Source organism: Citrobacter sp. RHBSTW-00017, from assembly GCF_013797615.1.
GTDB classification, from domain to species: Bacteria; Pseudomonadota; Gammaproteobacteria; order Enterobacterales; family Enterobacteriaceae; genus Citrobacter; species Citrobacter braakii.
Genome location: NZ_CP056899.1, coordinates 4,128,794 through 4,150,081 on the forward strand (window position 1 = coordinate 4,128,794; position 21,288 = coordinate 4,150,081).

General features: G+C 53.5%; 16 protein-coding genes. 12 read left to right on the top strand and 4 right to left on the bottom strand.

All coding sequences use genetic code 11. The annotated features are described in order from the left end of the window. Positions 1-14 precede the first annotated feature (14 nt). Both HV037_RS19950 and araC read right to left on the bottom strand, forming a co-directional pair. Positions 15-782, bottom strand: coding sequence for a DedA family protein (locus tag HV037_RS19950; protein ID WP_016151676.1), 768 nt, complete (start codon positions 780-782; stop codon positions 15-17). 119 nt (positions 783-901) lie between these two features. After that, entirely contained in the window at positions 902-1,747 is an 846-nt protein-coding gene (araC, locus tag HV037_RS19955; RefSeq protein ID WP_003018834.1) for an arabinose operon transcriptional regulator AraC, read from the bottom strand. 339 nt (positions 1,748-2,086) lie between these two features. On the opposite strand from araC, the gene araB reads away from it, so the two are divergent. From araB to araD, 3 genes are read left to right on the top strand one after another with little or no spacing between them, the layout of a single operon-like run. Continuing rightward, on the top strand, positions 2,087-3,796 hold the full coding sequence (gene araB, locus HV037_RS19960) for a ribulokinase (RefSeq protein ID WP_049281576.1): 1,710 nt from the start codon (positions 2,087-2,089) through the stop codon (positions 3,794-3,796). Positions 3,797-3,806: 10 nt separating this feature from the next. After that, a complete protein-coding gene (araA, locus tag HV037_RS19965; RefSeq protein WP_016155678.1) occupies positions 3,807-5,309 on the top strand; it encodes an L-arabinose isomerase in 1,503 nt (500 codons plus the stop codon). A 57-nt stretch (positions 5,310-5,366) separates the two neighbouring features. After that, a complete protein-coding gene (araD, locus tag HV037_RS19970) occupies positions 5,367-6,062 on the top strand; it encodes an L-ribulose-5-phosphate 4-epimerase (RefSeq protein ID WP_047498360.1) in 696 nt (231 codons plus the stop codon). A 44-nt stretch (positions 6,063-6,106) separates the two neighbouring features. On the opposite strand, the gene HV037_RS19975 is transcribed toward araD, so the two are convergent. Beyond that, a complete protein-coding gene (locus HV037_RS19975) occupies positions 6,107-6,490 on the bottom strand; it encodes a DUF4751 family protein (RefSeq protein ID WP_016155677.1) in 384 nt (127 codons plus the stop codon). Positions 6,491-7,091: 601 nt separating this feature from the next. On the opposite strand from HV037_RS19975, the gene polB reads away from it, so the two are divergent. From polB to rluA, 3 genes are all read left to right on the top strand, one after another. After that, positions 7,092-9,443: a DNA polymerase II gene (polB, locus tag HV037_RS19980; protein ID WP_080859379.1), complete on the top strand. Its 2,352-nt coding sequence runs from the start codon at positions 7,092-7,094 to the stop codon at positions 9,441-9,443. 177 nt (positions 9,444-9,620) lie between these two features. After that, positions 9,621-12,527: an RNA polymerase-associated protein RapA gene (gene rapA, locus HV037_RS19985; protein ID WP_181500136.1), complete on the top strand. Its 2,907-nt coding sequence runs from the start codon at positions 9,621-9,623 to the stop codon at positions 12,525-12,527. 11 nt (positions 12,528-12,538) lie between these two features. Then, positions 12,539-13,198: a bifunctional tRNA pseudouridine(32) synthase/23S rRNA pseudouridine(746) synthase RluA gene (rluA, locus tag HV037_RS19990; RefSeq protein ID WP_094168672.1), complete on the top strand. Its 660-nt coding sequence runs from the start codon at positions 12,539-12,541 to the stop codon at positions 13,196-13,198. Positions 13,199-13,292: 94 nt separating this feature from the next. Here rluA and djlA read toward each other — a convergent pair whose 3' ends face one another. Beyond that, on the bottom strand, positions 13,293-14,108 hold the full coding sequence (gene djlA, locus HV037_RS19995; protein ID WP_005124510.1) for a co-chaperone DjlA: 816 nt from the start codon (positions 14,106-14,108) through the stop codon (positions 13,293-13,295). Between the two features lie 343 nt (positions 14,109-14,451). On the opposite strand from djlA, the gene lptD reads away from it, so the two are divergent. Genes lptD through apaH form a run of 6 tightly spaced genes read left to right on the top strand, consistent with a single transcriptional unit; the run spans position 14,452 to position 21,197 of the window. After that, entirely contained in the window at positions 14,452-16,812 is a 2,361-nt protein-coding gene (gene lptD, locus HV037_RS20000) for an LPS assembly protein LptD (protein WP_016155673.1), read from the top strand. Between the two features lie 53 nt (positions 16,813-16,865). Beyond that, complete coding sequence (surA, locus tag HV037_RS20005; protein WP_016155672.1) at positions 16,866-18,152, top strand: peptidylprolyl isomerase SurA; 1,287 nt, start codon at positions 16,866-16,868, stop codon at positions 18,150-18,152. Beyond that, on the top strand, positions 18,152-19,144 hold the full coding sequence (gene pdxA, locus HV037_RS20010; RefSeq protein WP_047417234.1) for a 4-hydroxythreonine-4-phosphate dehydrogenase PdxA: 993 nt from the start codon (positions 18,152-18,154) through the stop codon (positions 19,142-19,144). Before surA ends, pdxA begins: the two co-directional genes overlap by 1 nt. After that, positions 19,137-19,958 (top strand): 16S rRNA (adenine(1518)-N(6)/adenine(1519)-N(6))-dimethyltransferase RsmA, encoded by an 822-nt coding sequence (gene rsmA / locus HV037_RS20015; protein ID WP_003018865.1) that lies wholly within the window; start codon positions 19,137-19,139, stop codon positions 19,956-19,958. The genes pdxA and rsmA overlap by 8 nt, the downstream gene beginning before the upstream one ends. Positions 19,959-19,960: 2 nt before the next feature. Beyond that, positions 19,961-20,338: a Co2+/Mg2+ efflux protein ApaG gene (apaG, locus tag HV037_RS20020; RefSeq protein WP_003018867.1), complete on the top strand. Its 378-nt coding sequence runs from the start codon at positions 19,961-19,963 to the stop codon at positions 20,336-20,338. A 10-nt stretch (positions 20,339-20,348) separates the two neighbouring features. Then, positions 20,349-21,197, top strand: coding sequence for a bis(5'-nucleosyl)-tetraphosphatase (symmetrical) ApaH (apaH, locus tag HV037_RS20025; RefSeq protein ID WP_103283470.1), 849 nt, complete (start codon positions 20,349-20,351; stop codon positions 21,195-21,197). The last annotated feature ends 91 nt before the right edge of the window (positions 21,198-21,288 follow it).

Consider the following 21,288-nt stretch of genomic DNA (forward strand, 5'->3'; position numbering starts at 1 on the left):
CGGCAAAAGAATCGTCAGAAACCCACGACTTTACGCAGAATATCAATATACACCGGCATCAGCGGATGGCGCAGTAACGCCACCAGCGCGACCACGCCGATCCCAAGCGTCAACGGCGCCAGATACAGTAAACGGCTGCGGGGGAAATACGCGGTTAAGCGATCGACTGCCGCTTTGCCGCTACGCCACAGTCGCCAGCAAAACCAGCCCCCTACCCATAGCAACAGCGCCGTCGCCAGCAGCAACCATTTAAAATCCCCGCTCTGCATCTCAGAAGGAATATCAATTGCCGCCCCCGCCAGGATCCCCGGCAGGAAGTAGAACGGCGGCCACAGTACGCAACCAATAATATTCGGGACGATAAATTTAGCGACAGGCAGATCCAGCATGCCCGCCACCATTGGCACCAGCGGACGCGTCGGTCCCACAAAACGCCCCACCAGAATGGTAAACATGCTGTGCTGATGCAGCGCGTGCTCGGTTTTATCCAGCAACGCCTTGTTCTTTTTCATGAACGACCAACGGTGCAGCGGCTTTTTAAAGCGCCAGCCCAACCAGAAAGAGATCCAGTCCCCCAACAGGCAACCAATGATGCCCGCAAGCCAGGCATGCCAGAAGTTCAGTTCGCCACTGCCAATCAGCGCCCCCAGTCCCGCCATCATCACGGTACCGGGCAGAATCAGACCAACCAGCGCCAGCGACTCCAGAAAGGCCACCAGCAGTACGGCGATCAGGGAGTACAGGGCGGACTGAAGAATAAAGTGTTCCAGCAATGCTTGCATAATGTGTCCGTCAGATTTACGAAGCAGGGATTTTGATAACCCGTCTCAACTTCGTCAAGCCATCAATTGTCTGAATAGATTGCGAGTTATGACAACTTTCAGGACACATCATTCACTTTTTATTCACATCCGGCGCGAAACTCGCTCGGACTGGCGCCGGTACATTTTTTGAAAACGCGAGAAAAATAGAGCTGATCGTCAAAGCCAACATTGCGCCCTACCGTAGCAATGGGCATACGAGTGGTACTCAGCAATAGCTTGGCCTGGCTGATACGCTGATCCTCGCGCCAGCTTAATACGCTGATACCCAACTGCTGACGGAACAGATGCGACAAACGGGAAGGCGACAGGCAGACGTGCTGTGCGACGCTGGCAATATCAAAATTACTGTCCGCCAGGTGATCGCTGATGTACTGGCAGGCGTCGCGCACGCGGTTGTCCATGGGGGGATGTAGCGATTCATTAATGGCTTCCATACGTCGGAGCAATAACTGTTCCAGTAAATTAATCGCCAGCAGTTCGGAATAGCGACCTTCTCCCTGCCCGGCGTTGATTATCTGCCCAAACAGTTCGTTAAAATGCGGCTGATGTGCTTCATCCGGACGAAAGAATCCAGTCTGGGCAAAAATGGCCGGCCAGGTCAGCCACTCCTGCCAGTAGGCGCGTGGGCGAAAGTAAACCCACTGGTGATACCACTCGCTGGCATCAGGATGGCGTCCGTAGTGGTGAATTTCTCCGGGTGGAAACAGCAAAATATCGCCAGGCCGACAGACAAATTGTTTGCCCTGATTATTGATAACCCCTTCGCCACGGATAGTGAGATTGAGGATATAGCCCTTCATACCCAGCGGCCTGTCGATAAAAAAATCCAGGTATCCGTTCGCCTCGATGGGGGTTAATCCGGCCACCAAATGCGCGTTAAACGAATAGCCTGGCAGCAGGGGATCGTTTTGCGTTTCAGCCATACTTTCAATACTCCCTATGTTCTGCTAAGAAACAATTTGTCCATATTACGCCAGACATCATTGCCGTCGCCCCTGCGGGCCGCTGTGTTTGCGGTAATGGACCATCAACCCCGCTTGTGAAAAGCACTTTGTAAAAAATATGTACTGCGCCAACGTTAAAATCGGCTAACAAAAGTGTCTATAACTACGGCAGAAATGTCCACATTGATTATTTGCACGGCGTCACACTTTGTGATGCCACAGCATTTTAGTCCATAAGATTAGCGAATCCTGCCTGACGGTTTTTATCCCTACTAACTACTGTTTATCCATACCCGTATTTTTGGATGGAGTAAGACGATGGCGATTGCAATTGGCCTCGATTTTGGCAGTGATTCAGTACGCGCTTTGGCAGTGGAATGTGCCACCGGTGAAGAAATCGCCACCAGCGTAGAGTGGTACCCACGTTGGCAGGAAGGACAGTATTGCGATGGCCCAAACAACCAGTTTCGCCATCATCCACGCGACTACATTGAATCAATGGAAGCGGCGCTGAAAACCGTGCTGGCCGAACTGAGCGTTAAACAGCGTGCGGAAGTGGTCGGGATTGGCGTTGACAGCACCGGTTCAACCCCGGCCCCCATCGATGCCGACGGCAACGTACTGGCGTTGCGTCCGGAGTTCGCTGAAAACCCAAATGCAATGTTTGTCCTGTGGAAAGATCACACCTCAGTAGAAGAAGCTGAAGAAATTACCCGTCTGTGCCACACACCGGGCAAGATCGATTACTCCCGCTATATCGGCGGTATTTATTCCAGCGAATGGTTCTGGGCCAAAATCCTGCATGTGACCCGTCAGGACCACGCGGTTGCCGAGGCCGCGGTTTCGTGGATTGAACTGTGCGATTGGGTTCCGGCCCTGCTCTCTAATACCGTACGTCCACAGGATATTCGTCGCGGTCGCTGCAGCGCCGGGCATAAATCCCTGTGGCATGAAAGCTGGGGTGGTCTACCGCCAGCCAGTTTCTTTGACGAACTCGACCCCATCCTCAACCGCCATCTGCAATACCCGATGTTTACCGATACCTTCACGGCCGACCTGCCGGTTGGCACCCTGTGCGCCGAGTGGGCGCAGCGTCTGGGACTACCGGAAAGCGTGGTGATTGCAGGCGGCGCTTTTGACTGCCATATGGGCGCGGTCGGCGCGGGCGCACAGCCCAATACGCTGGTGAAAGTCATTGGCACGTCGACCTGCGACATTCTGATTGCTGACAAACACAGCGTCGGCGAGCGCGCGGTGAAAGGCATTTGCGGCCAGGTTGATGGCAGCGTGGTGCCGCATTTTATTGGCCTCGAGGCAGGCCAGTCCGCGTTCGGCGATATCTATGCCTGGTTTAGCCGTGTGCTGAGCTGGCCGCTGGAGCAGCTTGCCACGCAGCACCCGGAGCTGAAGACCCAGATTAAAGCCAGCCAAAAACAGCTGCTACCAGCGCTAACCGAAGCCTGGGCGAGAAATCCGTCGCTGGATCACCTGCCGGTGGTGCTCGACTGGTTCAACGGTCGCCGTACGCCCAATGCCAACCAGCGTCTGAAAGGAGTGATTACCGATCTGAATCTGGCAACCGACGCGCCAGCGCTGTTCGGCGGTCTGATTGCCGCCACCGCCTTTGGTGCACGCGCCATCATGGAATGCTTCACCGAACAAGGCATTGCGGTTAACAACGTAATGGCGCTAGGCGGCATCGCCCGTAAAAATCCGGTCATCATGCAGGCCTGCTGTGACGTGCTCAACCGTCCGCTACAGATTGTCGCTTCAGACCAGTGCTGCGCACTCGGTGCGGCTATCTTTGCCGCCGTTGCCGCGAAAGTACACACCGATATCCCAGCCGCTCAGCAACAGATGGCAAGCGCCGTGGAAAACACGCTGCAACCTCGACCAGAGCAGGCTCAACGGTTTGAACAGCTTTACCGCCGCTACCAGCAGTGGGCGGTTAGCGCTGAACAACAATACCTTCCGACTGCCGCTCCGGCGCAACAAACCCCGGTAGACCAGGCAACCCTGACACATTAAGGACACGACAATGACGATTTTTGATAACTATGAAGTGTGGTTTGTGATTGGTAGCCAGCATCTGTATGGCCCTGAAACCCTGCGTCAGGTAACCCAACATGCCGAGCACGTCGTTAACGCGCTGAATACTGAAGCTAAACTGCCCTGCAAACTGGTTTTAAAACCGCTGGGTACTTCACCTGACGAGATTACCGCTATTTGTCGTGACGCTAACTACGATGATCGCTGCGCAGGTCTGGTGGTCTGGCTGCACACTTTCTCTCCGGCCAAAATGTGGATTAACGGTCTGACTATCCTCAACAAGCCGCTGATGCAATTCCATACCCAGTTCAACGCCGCCCTGCCGTGGGACAGCATTGATATGGACTTTATGAACCTGAACCAGACCGCGCACGGCGGCCGTGAATTCGGCTTCATCGGCGCACGTATGCGTCAGCAGCACGCCGTGGTCACCGGTCACTGGCAGGACAAACAAGCGCACGAACGCATTGGCTCCTGGATGCGCCAGGCCGTGTCCAAACAGGATACCCGCCATCTGAAAGTCTGCCGTTTTGGCGACAACATGCGTGAAGTCGCAGTCACCGATGGCGATAAAGTCGCTGCGCAGATCAAATTCGGCTTCTCGGTAAATACCTGGGCCGTAGGCGATCTGGTGCAGGTAGTAAACTCCATTAGCGACGGCGAAATCAACGCGCTAATCGATGAGTATGAAAGCACCTACACCATGACGGCGGCAACGCAAGTCCACGGTGAGAAACGTCAGAACGTACTGGAAGCGGCCCGTATTGAACTGGGGATGAAGCGCTTCCTGGAACAGGGCGGATTCCACGCCTTTACCACGACATTTGAAGATTTACACGGCCTGAAACAGCTCCCGGGTCTGGCCGTACAGCGTCTGATGCAGCAAGGCTACGGCTTTGCGGGCGAAGGCGACTGGAAAACCGCCGCTCTGCTTCGCATCATGAAGGTGATGTCAACCGGTCTGCAGGGCGGCACCTCATTTATGGAGGATTACACCTACCACTTCGAGAAAGGCAACGATCTGGTGCTCGGCTCGCACATGCTGGAAGTGTGCCCGTCCATCGCGGTGGAAGATAAACCGATCCTCGATGTTCAGCATCTCGGCATTGGTGGTAAAGACGATCCCGCTCGTTTGATCTTCAACACCAAAACTGGCCCGGCAGTCGTTGCCAGCCTGATCGATCTTGGCGATCGCTATCGTCTGCTGGTTAACTGCATCGACACGGTTCAAACACCGCACTCCCTGCCGAAACTGCCGGTGGCTAACGCATTGTGGAAAGCCCAGCCTGATCTGCCGACCGCATCTGAAGCCTGGATCCTGGCCGGTGGCGCGCACCACACCGTCTTCAGCCACGCGCTGGATCTGAACGATATGCGCCAGTTCGCTGAAATGCACGATATCGAGATCGCCGTGATCGACAACGATACCCGCCTGCCGGCCTTTAAGGACGCGCTGCGCTGGAACGACGTCTATTACGGTTTTAAACGTTAATTATGTTGTTGCCGGATGGCTCTGCGCTTGCCCGCCATCCGGCACAGAGGAATCAACATGTTAGAAGATCTCAAACGTCAGGTGCTGGAAGCCAATCTGGCGTTGCCTAAGCACCACCTGGTTACCTTGACCTGGGGGAACGTGAGTGCCGTCGATCGCGAGCGCGGCGTGTTTGTGATAAAACCTTCCGGGGTCGATTACAGCGTTATGACCGCAGAAGATATGGTCGTAGTCAGTATCGCCACCGGTGAGGTTGTAGAAGGTGCGAAGAAACCCTCCTCTGATACCCCAACGCACCGTCTGCTGTATCAGGCATTCCCGACCATTGGCGGCATTGTTCATACCCATTCGCGTCATGCGACCATCTGGGCGCAGGCGGGCCAGTCGATTCCAGCCACGGGTACCACTCATGCGGACTATTTCTACGGATCGATTCCCTGCACACGGAAAATGACCGAGGAAGAAATCAACGGCGAATATGAGTGGGAAACCGGTAACGTGATCGTTGAAACCTTTGAGAAACAAGGCATTGACGCTTCGCAGATGCCTGGCGTGCTGGTGCACTCTCACGGTCCGTTTGCGTGGGGAAAAAACGCCGAAGATGCGGTACACAACGCCATCGTGCTGGAAGAAGTCGCCTACATGGGGATCTTCTGTCGCCAGCTCGCGCCGCAATTGCCGGATATGCAGCAAACCCTGTTAGATAAACATTACCTACGTAAACACGGCGCAAAAGCCTACTACGGCCAGTGAAAACAATCTGAGCGCGCCCGAAATCTCGGTGGCGCGCTCTCTGGTTATTCCTTTATATATTCCGCAAACGCACTTCGATACACACAGTTATTAGCACAAACGTATTTAATCACGTTGTCATAATGTCCCTGCGCCTCTTCACCATCCAGTGAATGAAAGAAAATGTAATCTGTAATCGTTGACTGCCAGCGCTGTCCATTCAACAGATAATTAATCACCGTATCACGATGACCATTTATTCTGTCATGCCCTTGCCAGTGAAAGAAAGCATTCCCACGTTCAATAACCTCAGTACGCCAAATTTGACCTGACCACGTTCTATACTCAATATATTGACTTACTGACTTAATTGTAGGGTTAGATAACTGAGTATTAACAAATAAATAGTGATCATATCCTACCTGTAACGCCTGAGTATAAATATCCATAATAGGCCTCCATAACACTACGCACCCAAGCTATTGATATAAAACACCCGAGCTATCAGATGAATAAAATTATATTCAGCGATAAAAATCAAATTATACAGAGAGATATTCCCGACGAAATCGAACCGAAAATCCGTTTTTATCCAGACAATAGCAAGCCATAAAAATATATTATATTCAATCTGGTAACCCGAGTGTTTGATTAAAATAGTTACACTAACCATGAATAAAAACAAATAAAAAAAAGAACCATTTTTCCTGAACCGAGGGATAAGTAACAAAATCGTACGAGCACGATTCCGAAAATGACATAAAAATCCTGAAACGGACTTCCAATTTATGAAACAAATATAATTACAAAAGAATAATAGATACAAATAGCCATGACAGGCCAATAAAATAATTAAAGGAAGAGTTTTTCAATTAAGGCATTCATTTATTAAATATCAAAGCCTATCCTGTAACACTTTTACTGCGGAGGGCATTTTACTGTTACTGTCACAATAACTTCCCGCAGCTCTCATTTTTAACTGTACAAAATAACAGTACAATCGTGTAAACCAGGCTATAATAATGCCTGGTTTTTTAATGGGTAAGCAGCGTGGCGCAGGCAGGCTTTATTTTAACCCGGCACTGGCGGGACACCCCGCAGGGAACTGAGGTCACATTCTGGCTGGCTACGGACGACGGGCCGCTACAGGTCACGCTCGCGCCTCAGGAGTCTGTCGCGTTTATACCTGTCAGTCAGGTTCCTCGCGTAGCGTCATTATTACGCAATGAAAACGGCTATCGTCTGACGCCGCTGCAATTGCAAGACTTCCACCGCCAGCCCGTTTCCGGCCTGTATTGCCGCTCACATCGCCAGCTCATGCGGCTGGAAAAGCTGCTGCGTGAAAACGCAATTACCGTCTACGAGGCCGACGTGCGTCCGCCGGAACGGTATCTGATGGAGCGTTTTATCACCTCACCTGTTTGGGTTGAAGGCGACAGACATAACGGTACGCTGGTTAATGCCCGGTTGAAGCCGAACCCTGACTATCGACCGCCGCTGAAATGGGTCTCGCTGGATATCGAAACCACGCGCCACGGCGAACTCTACTGTATCGGCCTTGAAGGCTGTGGGCAGCGTATTGTCTACATGCTCGGCCCGGCAAACGGCGATGCCTCAGCGCTGGATTTTGAACTTGAATACGTCGCAAGCCGCCCGCAGTTACTGGAAAAGCTCAACGACTGGATTGCCCGTCACGATCCTGATGTGGTAATCGGCTGGAACGTCGTGCAATTCGATTTACGCGTCCTGCAAAAGCATGCTGAACGTTACCGCATTCCCCTGCGTTTTGGCCGTGACAATAGCGAGCTGGAGTGGCGCGAACATGGCTTCAAAAACGGCGTATTCTTCGCGCAGGCTAAAGGTCGCCTGATTATCGACGGCATTGAGGCGCTTAAATCCGCATTCTGGAATTTCTCATCCTTTTCGCTGGAAACGGTGTCACAGGAGCTGCTGGGCGAAGGGAAGTCGATAGATAATCCCTGGGACAGGATGGACGAAATAGATCGCCGGTTTGCCCAGGATAAGCCCGCACTCGCCACCTACAATCTCAAAGACTGTGAGCTGGTCACGCGTATTTTTCATAAAACCGAGATCATGCCATTTTTGCTGGAACGATCGACGGTAAACGGCCTGCCGGTCGACCGGCACGGCGGTTCCGTTGCCGCCTTCGGCCATCTCTACCTACCGCGAATGCACCGGGCGGGCTATGTGGCACCGAATCTGGGGGAGGTTCCCGCGCACGCCAGCCCCGGTGGCTACGTGATGGACTCGCGCCCGGGTTTGTACGACTCCGTGCTGGTGCTGGATTACAAAAGCCTGTACCCGTCAATTATTCGTACTTTTTTGATCGATCCAGTGGGACTTATCGAAGGGATGGCACAGCCGGATCGGGAACACAGTACCGAGGGGTTCCTTGACGCCTGGTTCTCACGCGAAAAGCACTGTCTGCCGGAAATTGTTACCCAGATCTGGCATGGGCGCGATGAAGCCAAACGCCGCGGCAATAAGCCGCTCTCACAGGCGCTGAAAATCATCATGAACGCGTTTTACGGCGTGCTTGGCACCACCGCCTGCCGCTTTTTCGACCCGAGGCTGGCTTCGTCTATCACCATGCGCGGTCACGCGATCATGCGTCAGACCAAAGCGCTGATTGAGGCTCAGGGTTACGACGTCATCTATGGCGACACCGACTCCACCTTTGTCTGGCTTAAAAAGGCGCACTCGGAAGACGATGCGGCCCGGATTGGTCGGGAGCTGGTGAGCTATGTCAACAACTGGTGGGCGCAATCGCTGAAGCAGCAAAACCTGACCAGCGCGCTGGAGCTGGAATTTGAAACCCACTTTTGTCGCTTTCTGATGCCGACCATTCGCGGTGCAGATACCGGCAGCAAAAAACGCTACGCCGGAATGATTCAGTCAGGTGCTGAGCAACGCATGGTATTTAAAGGTCTGGAAACGGTACGCACCGACTGGACGCCGCTGGCCCAGCAGTTTCAGCAGGAGCTGTACCTGCGAATTTTTCGTAACGAGCCTTATCAAGAGTTTGTTCGCGAGACTATCGACCGTCTAATGGCGGGTGAACTGGATGAACACCTGGTGTACCGCAAACGCCTGCGCCGCCCGTTGAGCGAATACCAGCGGAATGTTCCGCCGCACGTTCGCGCCGCACGGCTCGCCGATGAGCAGAACGTCAAACTGGGGCGTCCGCAGCAGTATCAGAATCGTGGCACGATTAAATATGTCTGGACGATAAATGGACCTGAGCCTGTTGATTATCAGCTATCTGCACTTGATTACGAGCATTATCTGACCCGCCAGATCCAGCCGGTTGCCGAGGGAATTCTTCCCTTTATTGACGATAATTTTGCTACACTACTCACAGGACAACTGGGGTTATTTTGACGCGTGACGAAACCGCCGCCATCCAGTACCATAGCGCCCTTTCCATTCCTGGACCCATTTAACACCCCTACCACTGATTTATTAGCCTGGTAGCGGGGTCGTATGCTCTCAATAACGGGGACTAGCCCGGAAAATGACGAGTATTGCCTGCAATTAAAGATATAGAGCCGAACATATATGCCTTTTACACTTGGTCAACGCTGGATCAGCGATACAGAAAGCGAATTGGGACTTGGTACTGTTGTCGCCATGGATGCGCGAACCGTCACTTTACTTTTCTCATCGACGGGTGAAAACCGTCTGTATGCGCGCAGTGATTCCCCCGTGACCCGCGTGATGTTCAACCCTGGCGACACGATCACGAGCCATGAAGGCTGGCAACTGCATGTCGATGAAGTAAAAGAAGAAAACGGCCTGCTTGCCTATATCGGAACCCGCCTTGATACCGAAGAAACCGGTGTAATGCTGCGTGAAGTGCTGCTCGACAGCAAACTGGTTTTCAGTAAACCCCAGGATCGCCTGTTTGCCGGCCAGATTGACCGTATGGACCGCTTTGCGCTGCGCTATCGCGCACGTAAATTTCAGAGCGAACAGTACCGTATGCCGTGGAGTGGTTTGCGTGGTCAACGTACCAGCCTGATCCCCCACCAGCTCAACATTGCCCATGATGTCGGCCGTCGTCATGCCCCTCGCGTGCTGCTGGCTGACGAAGTGGGTTTAGGTAAAACCATTGAAGCTGGGATGATCCTGCATCAACAGCTGCTGTCAGGCGCCGCGGAGCGCGTGCTGATCATCGTCCCGGAGACGTTACAGCACCAGTGGCTGGTCGAAATGCTGCGTCGTTTCAACCTGCGCTTTGCGCTGTTTGATGATGTGCGTTATGCCGAAGCGCAGCACGATGCCTACAACCCGTTTGAAACCGAACAGTTGGTTATCTGTTCGCTGGACTTTGCCCGTCGCAGTAAACAGCGTCTGGAGCACCTGTGTGATTCCGAGTGGGATCTGCTGATTGTCGATGAAGCCCATCACCTTGTGTGGAGCGAAGACGCGCCCAGCCGTGAATATATGGCCGTTGAACAGCTGGCAGAGCGCGTACCAGGCATCCTGCTGCTGACCGCAACGCCGGAACAGCTGGGCCTGGAAAGCCACTTTGCGCGCCTGCGCCTACTGGATCCAAGCCGCTTCCACGATTTCGCCCAGTTTGTTGAAGAACAGAAAAATTACCGTCCGGTCGCCGACGCCGTCGCCATGTTGCTGGCTGGCAACAAGCTGAGTAACAATGAGCTGAACATGTTAGGTGACATGATTGGCGAACAGGACATTGAGCCGTTATTGCAGGCGGCAAACAGCGACAGCGAAGACGCCCAGAGCGCGCGTCAGGAGCTGGTTTCGATGCTGATGGACCGCCACGGCACCAGCCGCGTGCTGTTCCGAAATACCCGTAACGGTGTGAAAGGCTTCCCTAAACGCGAGCTGCATACCATCAAATTGCCGTTGCCAACCCAATACCAGACGGCCATTAAAGTCTCCGGCATTATGGGCGCGCGTAAGAGTGCGGAAGACCGCGCGCGCGACATGCTCTACCCGGAGCAGATTTATCAGGAATTCGAAGGCGACACCGGCACCTGGTGGAACTTTGACCCGCGCGTGGAATGGCTGATGGGCTACCTGACCAGCCACCGCTCGCAAAAAGTTCTGGTCATCTGTGCGAAAGCCACCACTGCGCTTCAACTGGAGCAGGTTCTGCGCGAGCGCGAAGGTATCCGCGCCGCCGTGTTCCATGAAGGGATGTCGATCATTGAACGTGACCGCGCTGCGGCCTGGTTTAGCGAAGAAGATAGCGGCGCCCAGGTGATGCTGTGCTCTGAAATCGGCTCCGAAGGGCGTAACTTCCAGTTCGCCAGCCATCTGGTGATGTTTGATCTGCCTTTCAATCCGGACCTGCTGGAACAGCGTATTGGCCGTCTGGACCGTATTGGTCAGGTGCATGATATCCAGATCCACGTTCCATACCTGGAAAAAACCGCGCAATCCGTGCTGGTGCGTTGGTACCACGAAGGTCTGGATGCGTTCGAACACACTTGCCCGACCGGACGTACCATCTATGACACGGTATATAACAATCTGATCGGCTACCTGGCTGAGCCAGAAAACACCGATGGCTTTGACGATCTGATCAAAACCTGTCGCGAACAGCATGACGCGCTGAAAGCGCAGCTGGAGCAAGGTCGCGATCGCCTGCTGGAGATCCACTCTAACGGCGGCGAAAAAGCGCTGGCGCTGGCTGAGAGTATTGAAGAACAGGACGACGATACCAGCCTGATCGCCTTCGCCATGAACCTGTTTGATATCGTTGGTATTAATCAGGATGACCGTGGCGACAATTTGATCGTGCTGACACCGTCCGATCATATGCTGGTGCCGGATTTCCCTGGGCTGCCGGAAGATGGCTGTACCATTACGTTTGAGCGTGATGTTGCCCTGTCGCGTGAAGACGCGCAGTTTATTACCTGGGAGCATCCGCTGATCCGTAATGGTCTGGATCTGATCCTCTCCGGCGACACTGGAAGCAGCACCATTTCTTTGCTGAAAAACAAAGCATTACCAGTCGGTACTCTGCTGGTTGAACTGGTCTACGTCGTTGAAGCGCAAGCGCCAAAACAGCTGCAGTTAAACCGCTTCCTGCCGCCAACGCCGGTACGCATGCTGCTGGACAAAAACGGCAACAACCTTGCCGCGCAGGTTGAATTCGAAACATTTAACCGTCAGCTCAGCGCCGTTAACCGCCACACCGGCAGTAAACTGGTCAACGCCGTACAGCAGGATGTGCATGCCATTCTGCAACTCGGTGAAGCGCAGGTAGAAAAATCGGCCCGCGCGCTGATCGACGCGGCGCGCAAAGAAGCGGACGAGAAGCTGACGGCTGAACTCTCCCGTCTGGAAGCGCTGCGTGCCGTTAACCCGAACATCCGTGATGACGAACTCAGCGCCATTGAAAGCAATCGTCAGCTGGTGATGGAAAGCCTGGATCAGGCGGGATGGCGTCTGGATGCCCTGCGCCTGATCGTCGTGACGCATCAGTAACGGAGCCTGACATGGGGATGGAAAACTATAATCCGCCGCAGGAACCCTGGCTGGTTATCCTGTATCAGGATGAGCACATTATGGTGGTCAACAAGCCGAGCGGCTTGTTGTCCGTGCCGGGTCGTCTGGATGAACACAAAGACAGCGTGATGACGCGTATTCAGCGCGATTACCCGCAAGCTGAATCCGTACATCGTCTGGATATGGCAACCAGCGGCGTGATTGTAGTGGCGCTAACTAAAGCGGCAGAGCGCGAGCTAAAGCGCCAGTTTCGCGAACGCGAGCCGAAGAAACAGTATGTCGCACGCGTCTGGGGGCATCCCGCTCCGGCCGAGGGGCTGGTTGATTTACCGCTGATTTGCGACTGGCCGAATCGGCCAAAGCAGAAAGTGTGTTATGAGACCGGAAAATCGGCGCAGACCGAGTATGAAGTGGTGGAGTTTGCGGAAGATAACACCGCCCGGGTCGTGCTCAAACCCATTACCGGACGCTCCCACCAGTTGCGTGTGCATATGCTGGCATTAGGGCATCCGATTCTGGGCGACCGCTTCTACGCCCCGCCACAGGTCCTGGCGTTAGCGCCGCGCCTGCTGCTGCACGCAGAGATGTTAACTATCACGCATCCCGAATACGGCAACAGTATGACGTTTAAAGTTCCGGCAGATTTTTAAACGCAGGCCCCATTTAGGCCGGGTGCTTCGCTTGCCCGGCCTACATTCATTAACGTAGGCCGGATAAGGCGCTAGCTGCCATCCGGCATAACGATTATTTAAAGCCTTTCTGTTCTTTAATTAGCTCGTAAGCTTTTTGAATTTCCTGCGCTTTTTGCTTCGCCATTTCCATCATTTCTGGCGGCAGGCCTTTCGCCACCAGTTTGTCCGGATGGTGCTCGCTCATCAGCTTACGGTATGCGCGCTTAATGGTGGTCGCATCATCGGTCGCTTTCACACCCAGCACATTGCAGGCGTCTTCCAGCGTCGGACCGCGTTGCGCCTGCTGCCAGCCACCGCCGCCGGACTGCTGCTGATATCCGCCGCCAAACTGGGCGCCGCCCTGCATCATGCGCAGAAACTGATCAAATTGGGTACGTGAGATCCCCAACTCTTCAGCAATCACATACAGCACTTCACGCTCGTTCGGATGCAACGACCCATCGGCAAAAGCTGCCTGGATCTGAATCTCCAGAAACATGCGGATCAGATCGAAGCGACCAAAACAGACGCTGCGAAACTGACGCATTTTTTCACGTAATGGGTAATTGTCCGATTTTCCCACCCGGAAGGCATGTTGCGCGGCGGTACGCGAGTCGCCGTGCAAATTCATTCGATCCATCAATTGACTGGCGATATGGATATCGGCTTCCGTGACGCGACCTTTGGATTTGGTCAGATGCCCCATCACCTCAAAAGTGGTGGCAAAAAACAGCGCCTGGCGTTCACGCTGGTTGGCAAACCACGCCATTTTGCGCATGCGGGCTTTGTCGAACATGTGGCCAACTAACAGGCCCAGAACCACACCCCAGAAGCCGCCGCCCATCATTAAGGCCACGGCGACACCAATTATCTTTCCCCAATACTGCATAGACTCCCCAAATCTTTCTGCTCTCAGCCAGGATATGTCCCACAATATAAGGTGCTTTTACCGATTTACGGCTGCGGTCAATTGTGGGACATCGCCTATAATTTGCATTATCATACCTGTCATTCTATGCCGTGCCTAACACCACAAACGCTATACCCGTTGGATTTCGAGTTGCAACAAGGCGGCAACGCAGTGACCAATTCGTCTGGAACGAAGATGCAGCTTGAAAGGTGGCGGGATAAAATGGGCAGGATTAATACTAGCGAAGTGAAGATGAGATAAGTTAGGCTGTGACCGTTTGTCACGCGCGACGCTACTGATGATGGAACAATAAATACAACGTATGAAAAAACGTATTCCCACTCTTCTGGCCACCATGATTGCCAGCGCCCTCTATAGCCATCAGGGTCTGGCAGCCGATCTCGCCTCACAGTGTATGCTGGGCGTGCCAAGCTATGACCGTCCTCTGGTACAGGGCGAGACTAATGAATTACCCGTCACCATCACTGCTGACAACGCGAAAGGGAATTACCCGGATGACGCGGTGTTTACCGGCAATGTGGACATTGCACAGGGTAACAGCCGCCTGCAGGCCGACGAAGTGCAGCTTCATCAGAAGCAGGCAGAAGGCCAGCCGGAGCCAGTTCGTACCGTCGATGCGCTGGGCAATGTCCATTATGATGACAATCAGGTTATTCTGAAGGGGCCGAAGGGCTGGTCTAATCTGAATACCAAAGATACCAACATCTGGGAAGGTGATTATCAGATGGTAGGTCGTCAGGGGCGCGGAAAAGCCGATCTGATGAAGCAGCGTGGGGAAAACCGCTATACCATTCTGGAAAACGGTAGCTTCACCTCCTGTCTGCCAGGTTCCAATACCTGGAGCGTCGTCGGTAGCGAAGTCATTCACGACCGTGAAGAACAGGTCGCAGAGATCTGGAACGCCCGTTTTAAACTGGGTCCGGTTCCGGTCTTTTACAGTCCTTATTTACAGTTACCCGTCGGCGATAAGCGTCGCTCTGGTTTCCTGATCCCGAACGCAAAATACTCTACCAATAACTATTTTGAGTTCTATCTCCCGTATTATTGGAACATTGCGCCCAATATGGACGCCACCATCACGCCGCATTATATACATCGTCGTGGCGGTATCATGTGGGAGAACGAATTCCGCTACCTCACCCAGGCGGGCGCAGGTCTGATGGAGTTCGACTATCTGAATTCCGATAAAGTGTACGAGGATGAACACCCGAAGGATGACAATTCCCGCCGCTGGCTGTTCTACTGGCAGCACGCCGGTGTAATGGATCAGGTGTGGCGTTTTAACGTCGACTACACCAAGGTCAGCGATTCCAGCTACTTTAACGATTTTGATAATAAATACGGTTCCAGTACTGACGGCTACGCCACGCAAAAATTCAGCGTCGGCTATGCGGTACAAAACTTTGATGCGACAGTTTCGACCAAGCAGTTCCAGGTCTTTGACGATCAGAACAACAGTAGCTATTCCGCTCAGCCGCAGTTAGACGTCAACTACTACCAGAATGACGTGGGCCCGTTTGACACCCGGATTTATGGGCAGGCGGTCCATTTCGTTAATTCCAACGACAACATGCCAGAAGCGACGCGTGTTCACCTCGAACCGACCATCAACCTGCCATTGTCGAATAACTGGGGAAGTATCAATACCGAAGCGAAACTGCTGGCAACGCACTATCAGCAAACTAACCTGGATTGGTACAACAACAACCCGAGTAACGTTAACAAGCTCGATGATTCCGCCAACCGCGTCATGCCGCAGTTTAAAGTTGACGGCAAGATGATCTTCGAGCGCGACATGAACATGTTAGCGCCGGGCTATACCCAAACGCTGGAGCCCCGTGCTCAGTACCTGTATGTACCGTATCGCGACCAAAGTCATATCTATAACTATGACTCGTCCCTGCTGCAATCTGACTACAGCGGCCTGTTCCGCGATCGTACCTATGGCGGTCTGGACCGCATCGCATCTGCCAACCAGGTAACGACCGGGGTCACATCTCGCGTTTATGATGACGCGGCCGTTGAACGTTTTAATATTTCTGTGGGTCAAATCTACTATTTCACCGAGTCTCGCACTGGCGATGACAACATTAAATGGGAGAATGACGACAAAACGGGCTCACTGGTATGGGCTGGCGACACCTACTGGCGCATCTCCGATCGCTGGGGCTTACGCAGTGGGATCCAGTACGACACGCGTCTGGACAGCGTTGCAACCAGCAGCAGCAGTATCGAATACCGCCGCGACGAAAACCGTATGCTGCAGCTGAACTACCGTTATGCCAGCTCTGAATATATCCAGGCAACCCTGCCGTCTTACTACTCTACAGCAGAGCAGTATAAAAACGGGATTTCACAGGTGGGCGCGGTAGCAAGCTTCCCGATCGCCGACCGCTGGTCGATTGTCGGGGCTTACTACTTTGATACCAACGTGAACAAAGAAGCGGATTCCATGCTGGGTCTGCAGTACAACTCCTGCTGTTACGCCATTCGCTTCGGCTACGAACGTAAGCTGAACGGCTGGGATGACACTCAGAAACATGCAGTTTATGACAACACGATCGGCTTTAATATCGAACTACGCGGCCTGAGTTCCAACTACGGTCTCGGCACCAACCAAATGTTACGTTCTAACATTTTGCCGTATCAAAGCTCTTTATGATCTGATTGATTTACAACGTAATCCGCTTTGCGGTTAATTGAAATGGAAAAAGTATGAAGAACTGGAAAACGCTGCTTCTCGGTATCGCCATGATCGCGAATACCAGTTTCGCTGCCCCGCAGGTAGTCGATAAAGTCGCAGCCGTCGTCAATAACGGCGTCGTTCTGGAAAGCGACGTCGATGGCTTAATGCAGTCAGTAAAACTTAATGCGGGTCAGGCTGGTCAACAATTACCGGACGACGCCACGCTGCGTCATCAGATCCTGGAACGTTTGATCATGGATCAAATCCTCCTGCAGATGGGTCAGAAGATGGGTGTTAAAATCTCTGACGAGCAACTGGATCAGGCAATTGCCAACATCGCCAAGCAAAACAACATGACGCTGGATCAGATGCGCAGCCGTCTGGCACAGGATGGCTTAAGCTATTCGACCTATCGTAGCCAGATCCGCAAAGAGATGACCATCTCTGAAGTGCGGAACAACGAAGTTCGCCGTCGCGTTACTATCCTGCCTCAGGAAGTGGATGCCCTGGCGCAGCAGGTCGGCAACCAAAACGATGCCAGCACCGAGCTGAACCTGAGCCACATTCTGATCCCATTACCGGAAAACCCAACTTCTGACCAGGTTAACGCGGCTGAAAGTCAGGCGCGCTCTGTTGTTGATGAAGCGCGTAACGGTAGCGATTTCGGCAAACTGGCTATCACCTATTCCGCTGACCAGCAGGCGCTGAAAGGCGGCCAGATGGGTTGGGGACGTATTCAGGAGCTGCCGGGCATCTTTGCCCAGGCGCTAAGCACCGCGAAAAAAGGCGATATCATCGGCCCAATTCGTTCTGGTGTCGGCTTCCACATCCTGAAAGTTAACGATATGCGTGGTCAAAGCCAGAGCATCTCCGTGACTGAAGTTCATGCCCGCCATATTCTGCTCAAGCCATCGCCGATCATGACCGATCAACAGGCGCGTCTGAAGCTGGAACAAATCGCAGCTGATATTAAGAGCGGTAAAACAACCTTCGCGGCAGCGGCTAAAGAATTTTCTCAGGATCCGGGTTCTGCCAACCAGGGCGGCGATCTGGGCTGGGCTGCAGCGGATATTTTCGATCCCGCTTTCCGCGATGCGCTGACCAAACTTCACAAAGGCCAGATGAGTACCCCGGTGCACTCCTCTTTCGGGTGGCATCTGATCGAGCTGCTGGACACGCGTAACGTTGATAAAACTGACGCGGCGCAGAAAGACAGAGCTTATCGTATGCTGATGAACCGTAAATTCTCGGAAGAAGCGGCAACCTGGATGCAGGAACAGCGCGCCAGCGCCTACGTTAAAGTTCTGAGCAACTAATGACTCGTATTCAACGCGTTGTGATCACTCCCGGCGAACCCGCCGGGATTGGCCCGGACCTGGTGGTTCAGCTCGCCCAACGTGAGTGGCCTGTAGAACTCGTTGTCTGTGCGGATGCCGCACTCCTCAGTGACCGGGCAGCAATGCTCGGTTTACCGCTTTCACTCCTCCCATACTCTCCAGATACCCCAGCCAGACCGCAATCAGCAGGTACGTTGACGCTGTTGCCGATTGCGCTGCGGGCGCCTGTTATCGCGGGTCAGTTGGCGGTAGAGAACGGACAATATGTGGTGGATACGCTGGCTCGCGCCTGCGATGGTTGTCTGCAAGGTGAGTTTGCGGCGCTGATTACCGGTCCGGTGCACAAAGGCGTAATCAATGACGCAGGCGTCCCGTTTACCGGACATACCGAGTTTTTTGAAGAGCGCTCACATGCGAAGAAAGTCGTCATGATGCTGGCGACTGAAGCGCTGCGCGTTGCCCTGGCAACCACTCATTTGCCGCTCAGAGCCGTTGCCGACGCCATTACGCCTGCTCTGCTTAAAGAAGTGATCGGTATTTTGCATCATGATTTGCGCACCAAGTTTGGCATTACCGATCCGCATATTCTGGTGTGCGGTCTTAACCCGCATGCCGGTGAAGGTGGTCATATGGGAACGGAAGAGATAGACACCCTCATTCCGGTCCTTGATGAACTGCGTGCGCAGGGGATGAAATTAAACGGCCCGCTGCCCGCAGATACGCTGTTTCAGCCCAAATATCTCGACCACGCGGATGCCGTGCTGGCAATGTACCACGATCAGGGTCTCCCCGTGCTAAAATACCAGGGATTTGGTCGCGGTGTGAATATCACGCTGGGCCTGCCCTTTATTCGCACATCCGTCGATCACGGCACCGCGCTTGAACTTGCGGGTCGTGGGCAAGCAGATGTCGGCAGTTTTATTACGGCGCTTAATCTCGCCATCAAAATGATTGTTAATACCAATGAATAATCGAGTCCATCAGGGCCACTTAGCCCGTAAACGTTTCGGGCAAAACTTCCTCAACGATCAGTTTGTGATCGAAAGTATTGTCTCTGCTATCAACCCGCAGAAAGGTCAGGCTATGGTCGAAATCGGCCCGGGCCTGGCAGCGTTGACCGAACCTGTAGGCGAACGCCTGGACAAGCTCACGGTCATTGAGCTGGACCGCGATCTCGCCGCCCGCCTGCAAACACACCCGTTTTTAGGGCCGAAGCTGACGATTTATCAGCAAGATGCCATGACCATGAACTTCGGCGAACTCGCACAAACGATGGGTCAGCCGCTGCGCGTATTCGGCAACCTGCCGTATAACATCTCCACGCCGCTCATGTTCCATCTTTTTTCCTATACTGATGCCATCGCCGACATGCATTTCATGTTGCAAAAAGAGGTGGTCAACCGTCTGGTTGCAGGGCCAAACAGTAAAGCGTATGGTCGATTAAGCGTCATGGCGCAGTATTACTGCAATGTGATCCCGGTACTTGAAGTGCCGCCATCCGCATTTACGCCTGCGCCTAAAGTCGATTCCGCCGTGGTGCGTCTGGTCCCTCACGCGACAATGCCGTACCCCGTTAAAGATGTTCGTGTGCTGAGCCGTATTACCACTGAAGCGTTTAATCAGCGTCGCAAAACGGTACGTAATAGTCTCGGCAACCTGTTTAGCGTTGAAGTACTGACAGAGCTGGGCGTTGATCCGGCGATGCGAGCGGAAAATATCTCTGTCGCGCAATACTGCCGGATGGCTAACTATCTGTCAGAAAACGCGCCATCGAAGGAGAGTTAAACATGATCAATTCGCCCCGAGTGTGCATTCAGGTACAAAGCGTCTACATTGAGGCGCAATCCTCACCTGATGATGAACGTTACGTTTTTGCTTATACCGTGACTATCCGCAATTTGGGGCGAGCGCCTGTGCAGCTGTTGGGGCGTTATTGGTTGATCACCAATGGTCATGGCCGTGAAACCGAAGTTCAGGGCGAAGGCGTGGTTGGCGTTCAGCCCCACATCGAACCTGGCGAAGAGTACCAGTACACCAGCGGTGCGGTGATTGAAACACCGCTGGGCACCATGCAGGGTCATTACGAAATGATCGATGAGCAAGGGATCGCCTTTACCATCGACATTCCCGTGTTCCGACTCGCCGTTCCTACACTTATTCATTAAAACAATAGCTATGGCAACATACCTCATTGGCGACGTTCACGGTTGTTACGATGAACTGGTAGCCTTGCTGCACCAGGTTGACTTTAATCCAGAACAAGACACCTTATGGCTCACCGGCGATCTGGTCGCGCGTGGGCCAGGGTCGTTAGACGTTTTGCGCTACGTTAAATCGCTGGGCGACAGCGTGCGGTTAGTCCTCGGTAATCACGATTTACACCTGCTGGCCGTGTTTGCTGGCATCAGCCGTAATAAACCGAAAGACCGGCTCACGCCGCTGCTTGAAGCACCGGATGCTGACACGCTGCTTAACTGGCTACGTCGCCAGCCGCTGTTGCAGGTTGATGAAGAGAAGAAACTGGTCATGGCGCATGCAGGGATTACCCCACAGTGGGATCTGCAGACGGCGAAGGACTGTGCTCGCGATGTTGAAGCCGTGCTGTCGAGCGACTCTTATCCATTCTTTCTTGACGCCATGTACGGCGACATGCCAAATAACTGGACCCCGGAACTGACGGGGCTGGCGCGCCTGCGTTTTATTACCAACGCGTTTACCCGCATGCGTTACTGCTTCCCCAATGGTCAGTTGGACATGTACAGCAAAGAGTCGCCAGAAGATGCGCCTGCCCCGCTGAAGCCGTGGTTTGCCATTCCTGGACCGGTCAGTGAAGCCTATAGCATTGCATTCGGGCACTGGGCATCGCTGGAGGGCAAAGGCACGCCAGAAGGTATTTACGCGTTAGATACGGGGTGTTGCTGGGGCGGGAATCTCACCTGTCTGCGCTGGGAAGACAAACAGTACTTTGTACAGCCATCAAATCGCCATCTGAATCTGGATCCCGGCGAGGCCGTCAACGCCTGATAGCCGTCTGCCGGAGGGCGGTGCTTACACCTAATCCGGCAGACGAATGTACAATCTGTAGGCCTGATTAGCGCAACGCCATCAGGCATCC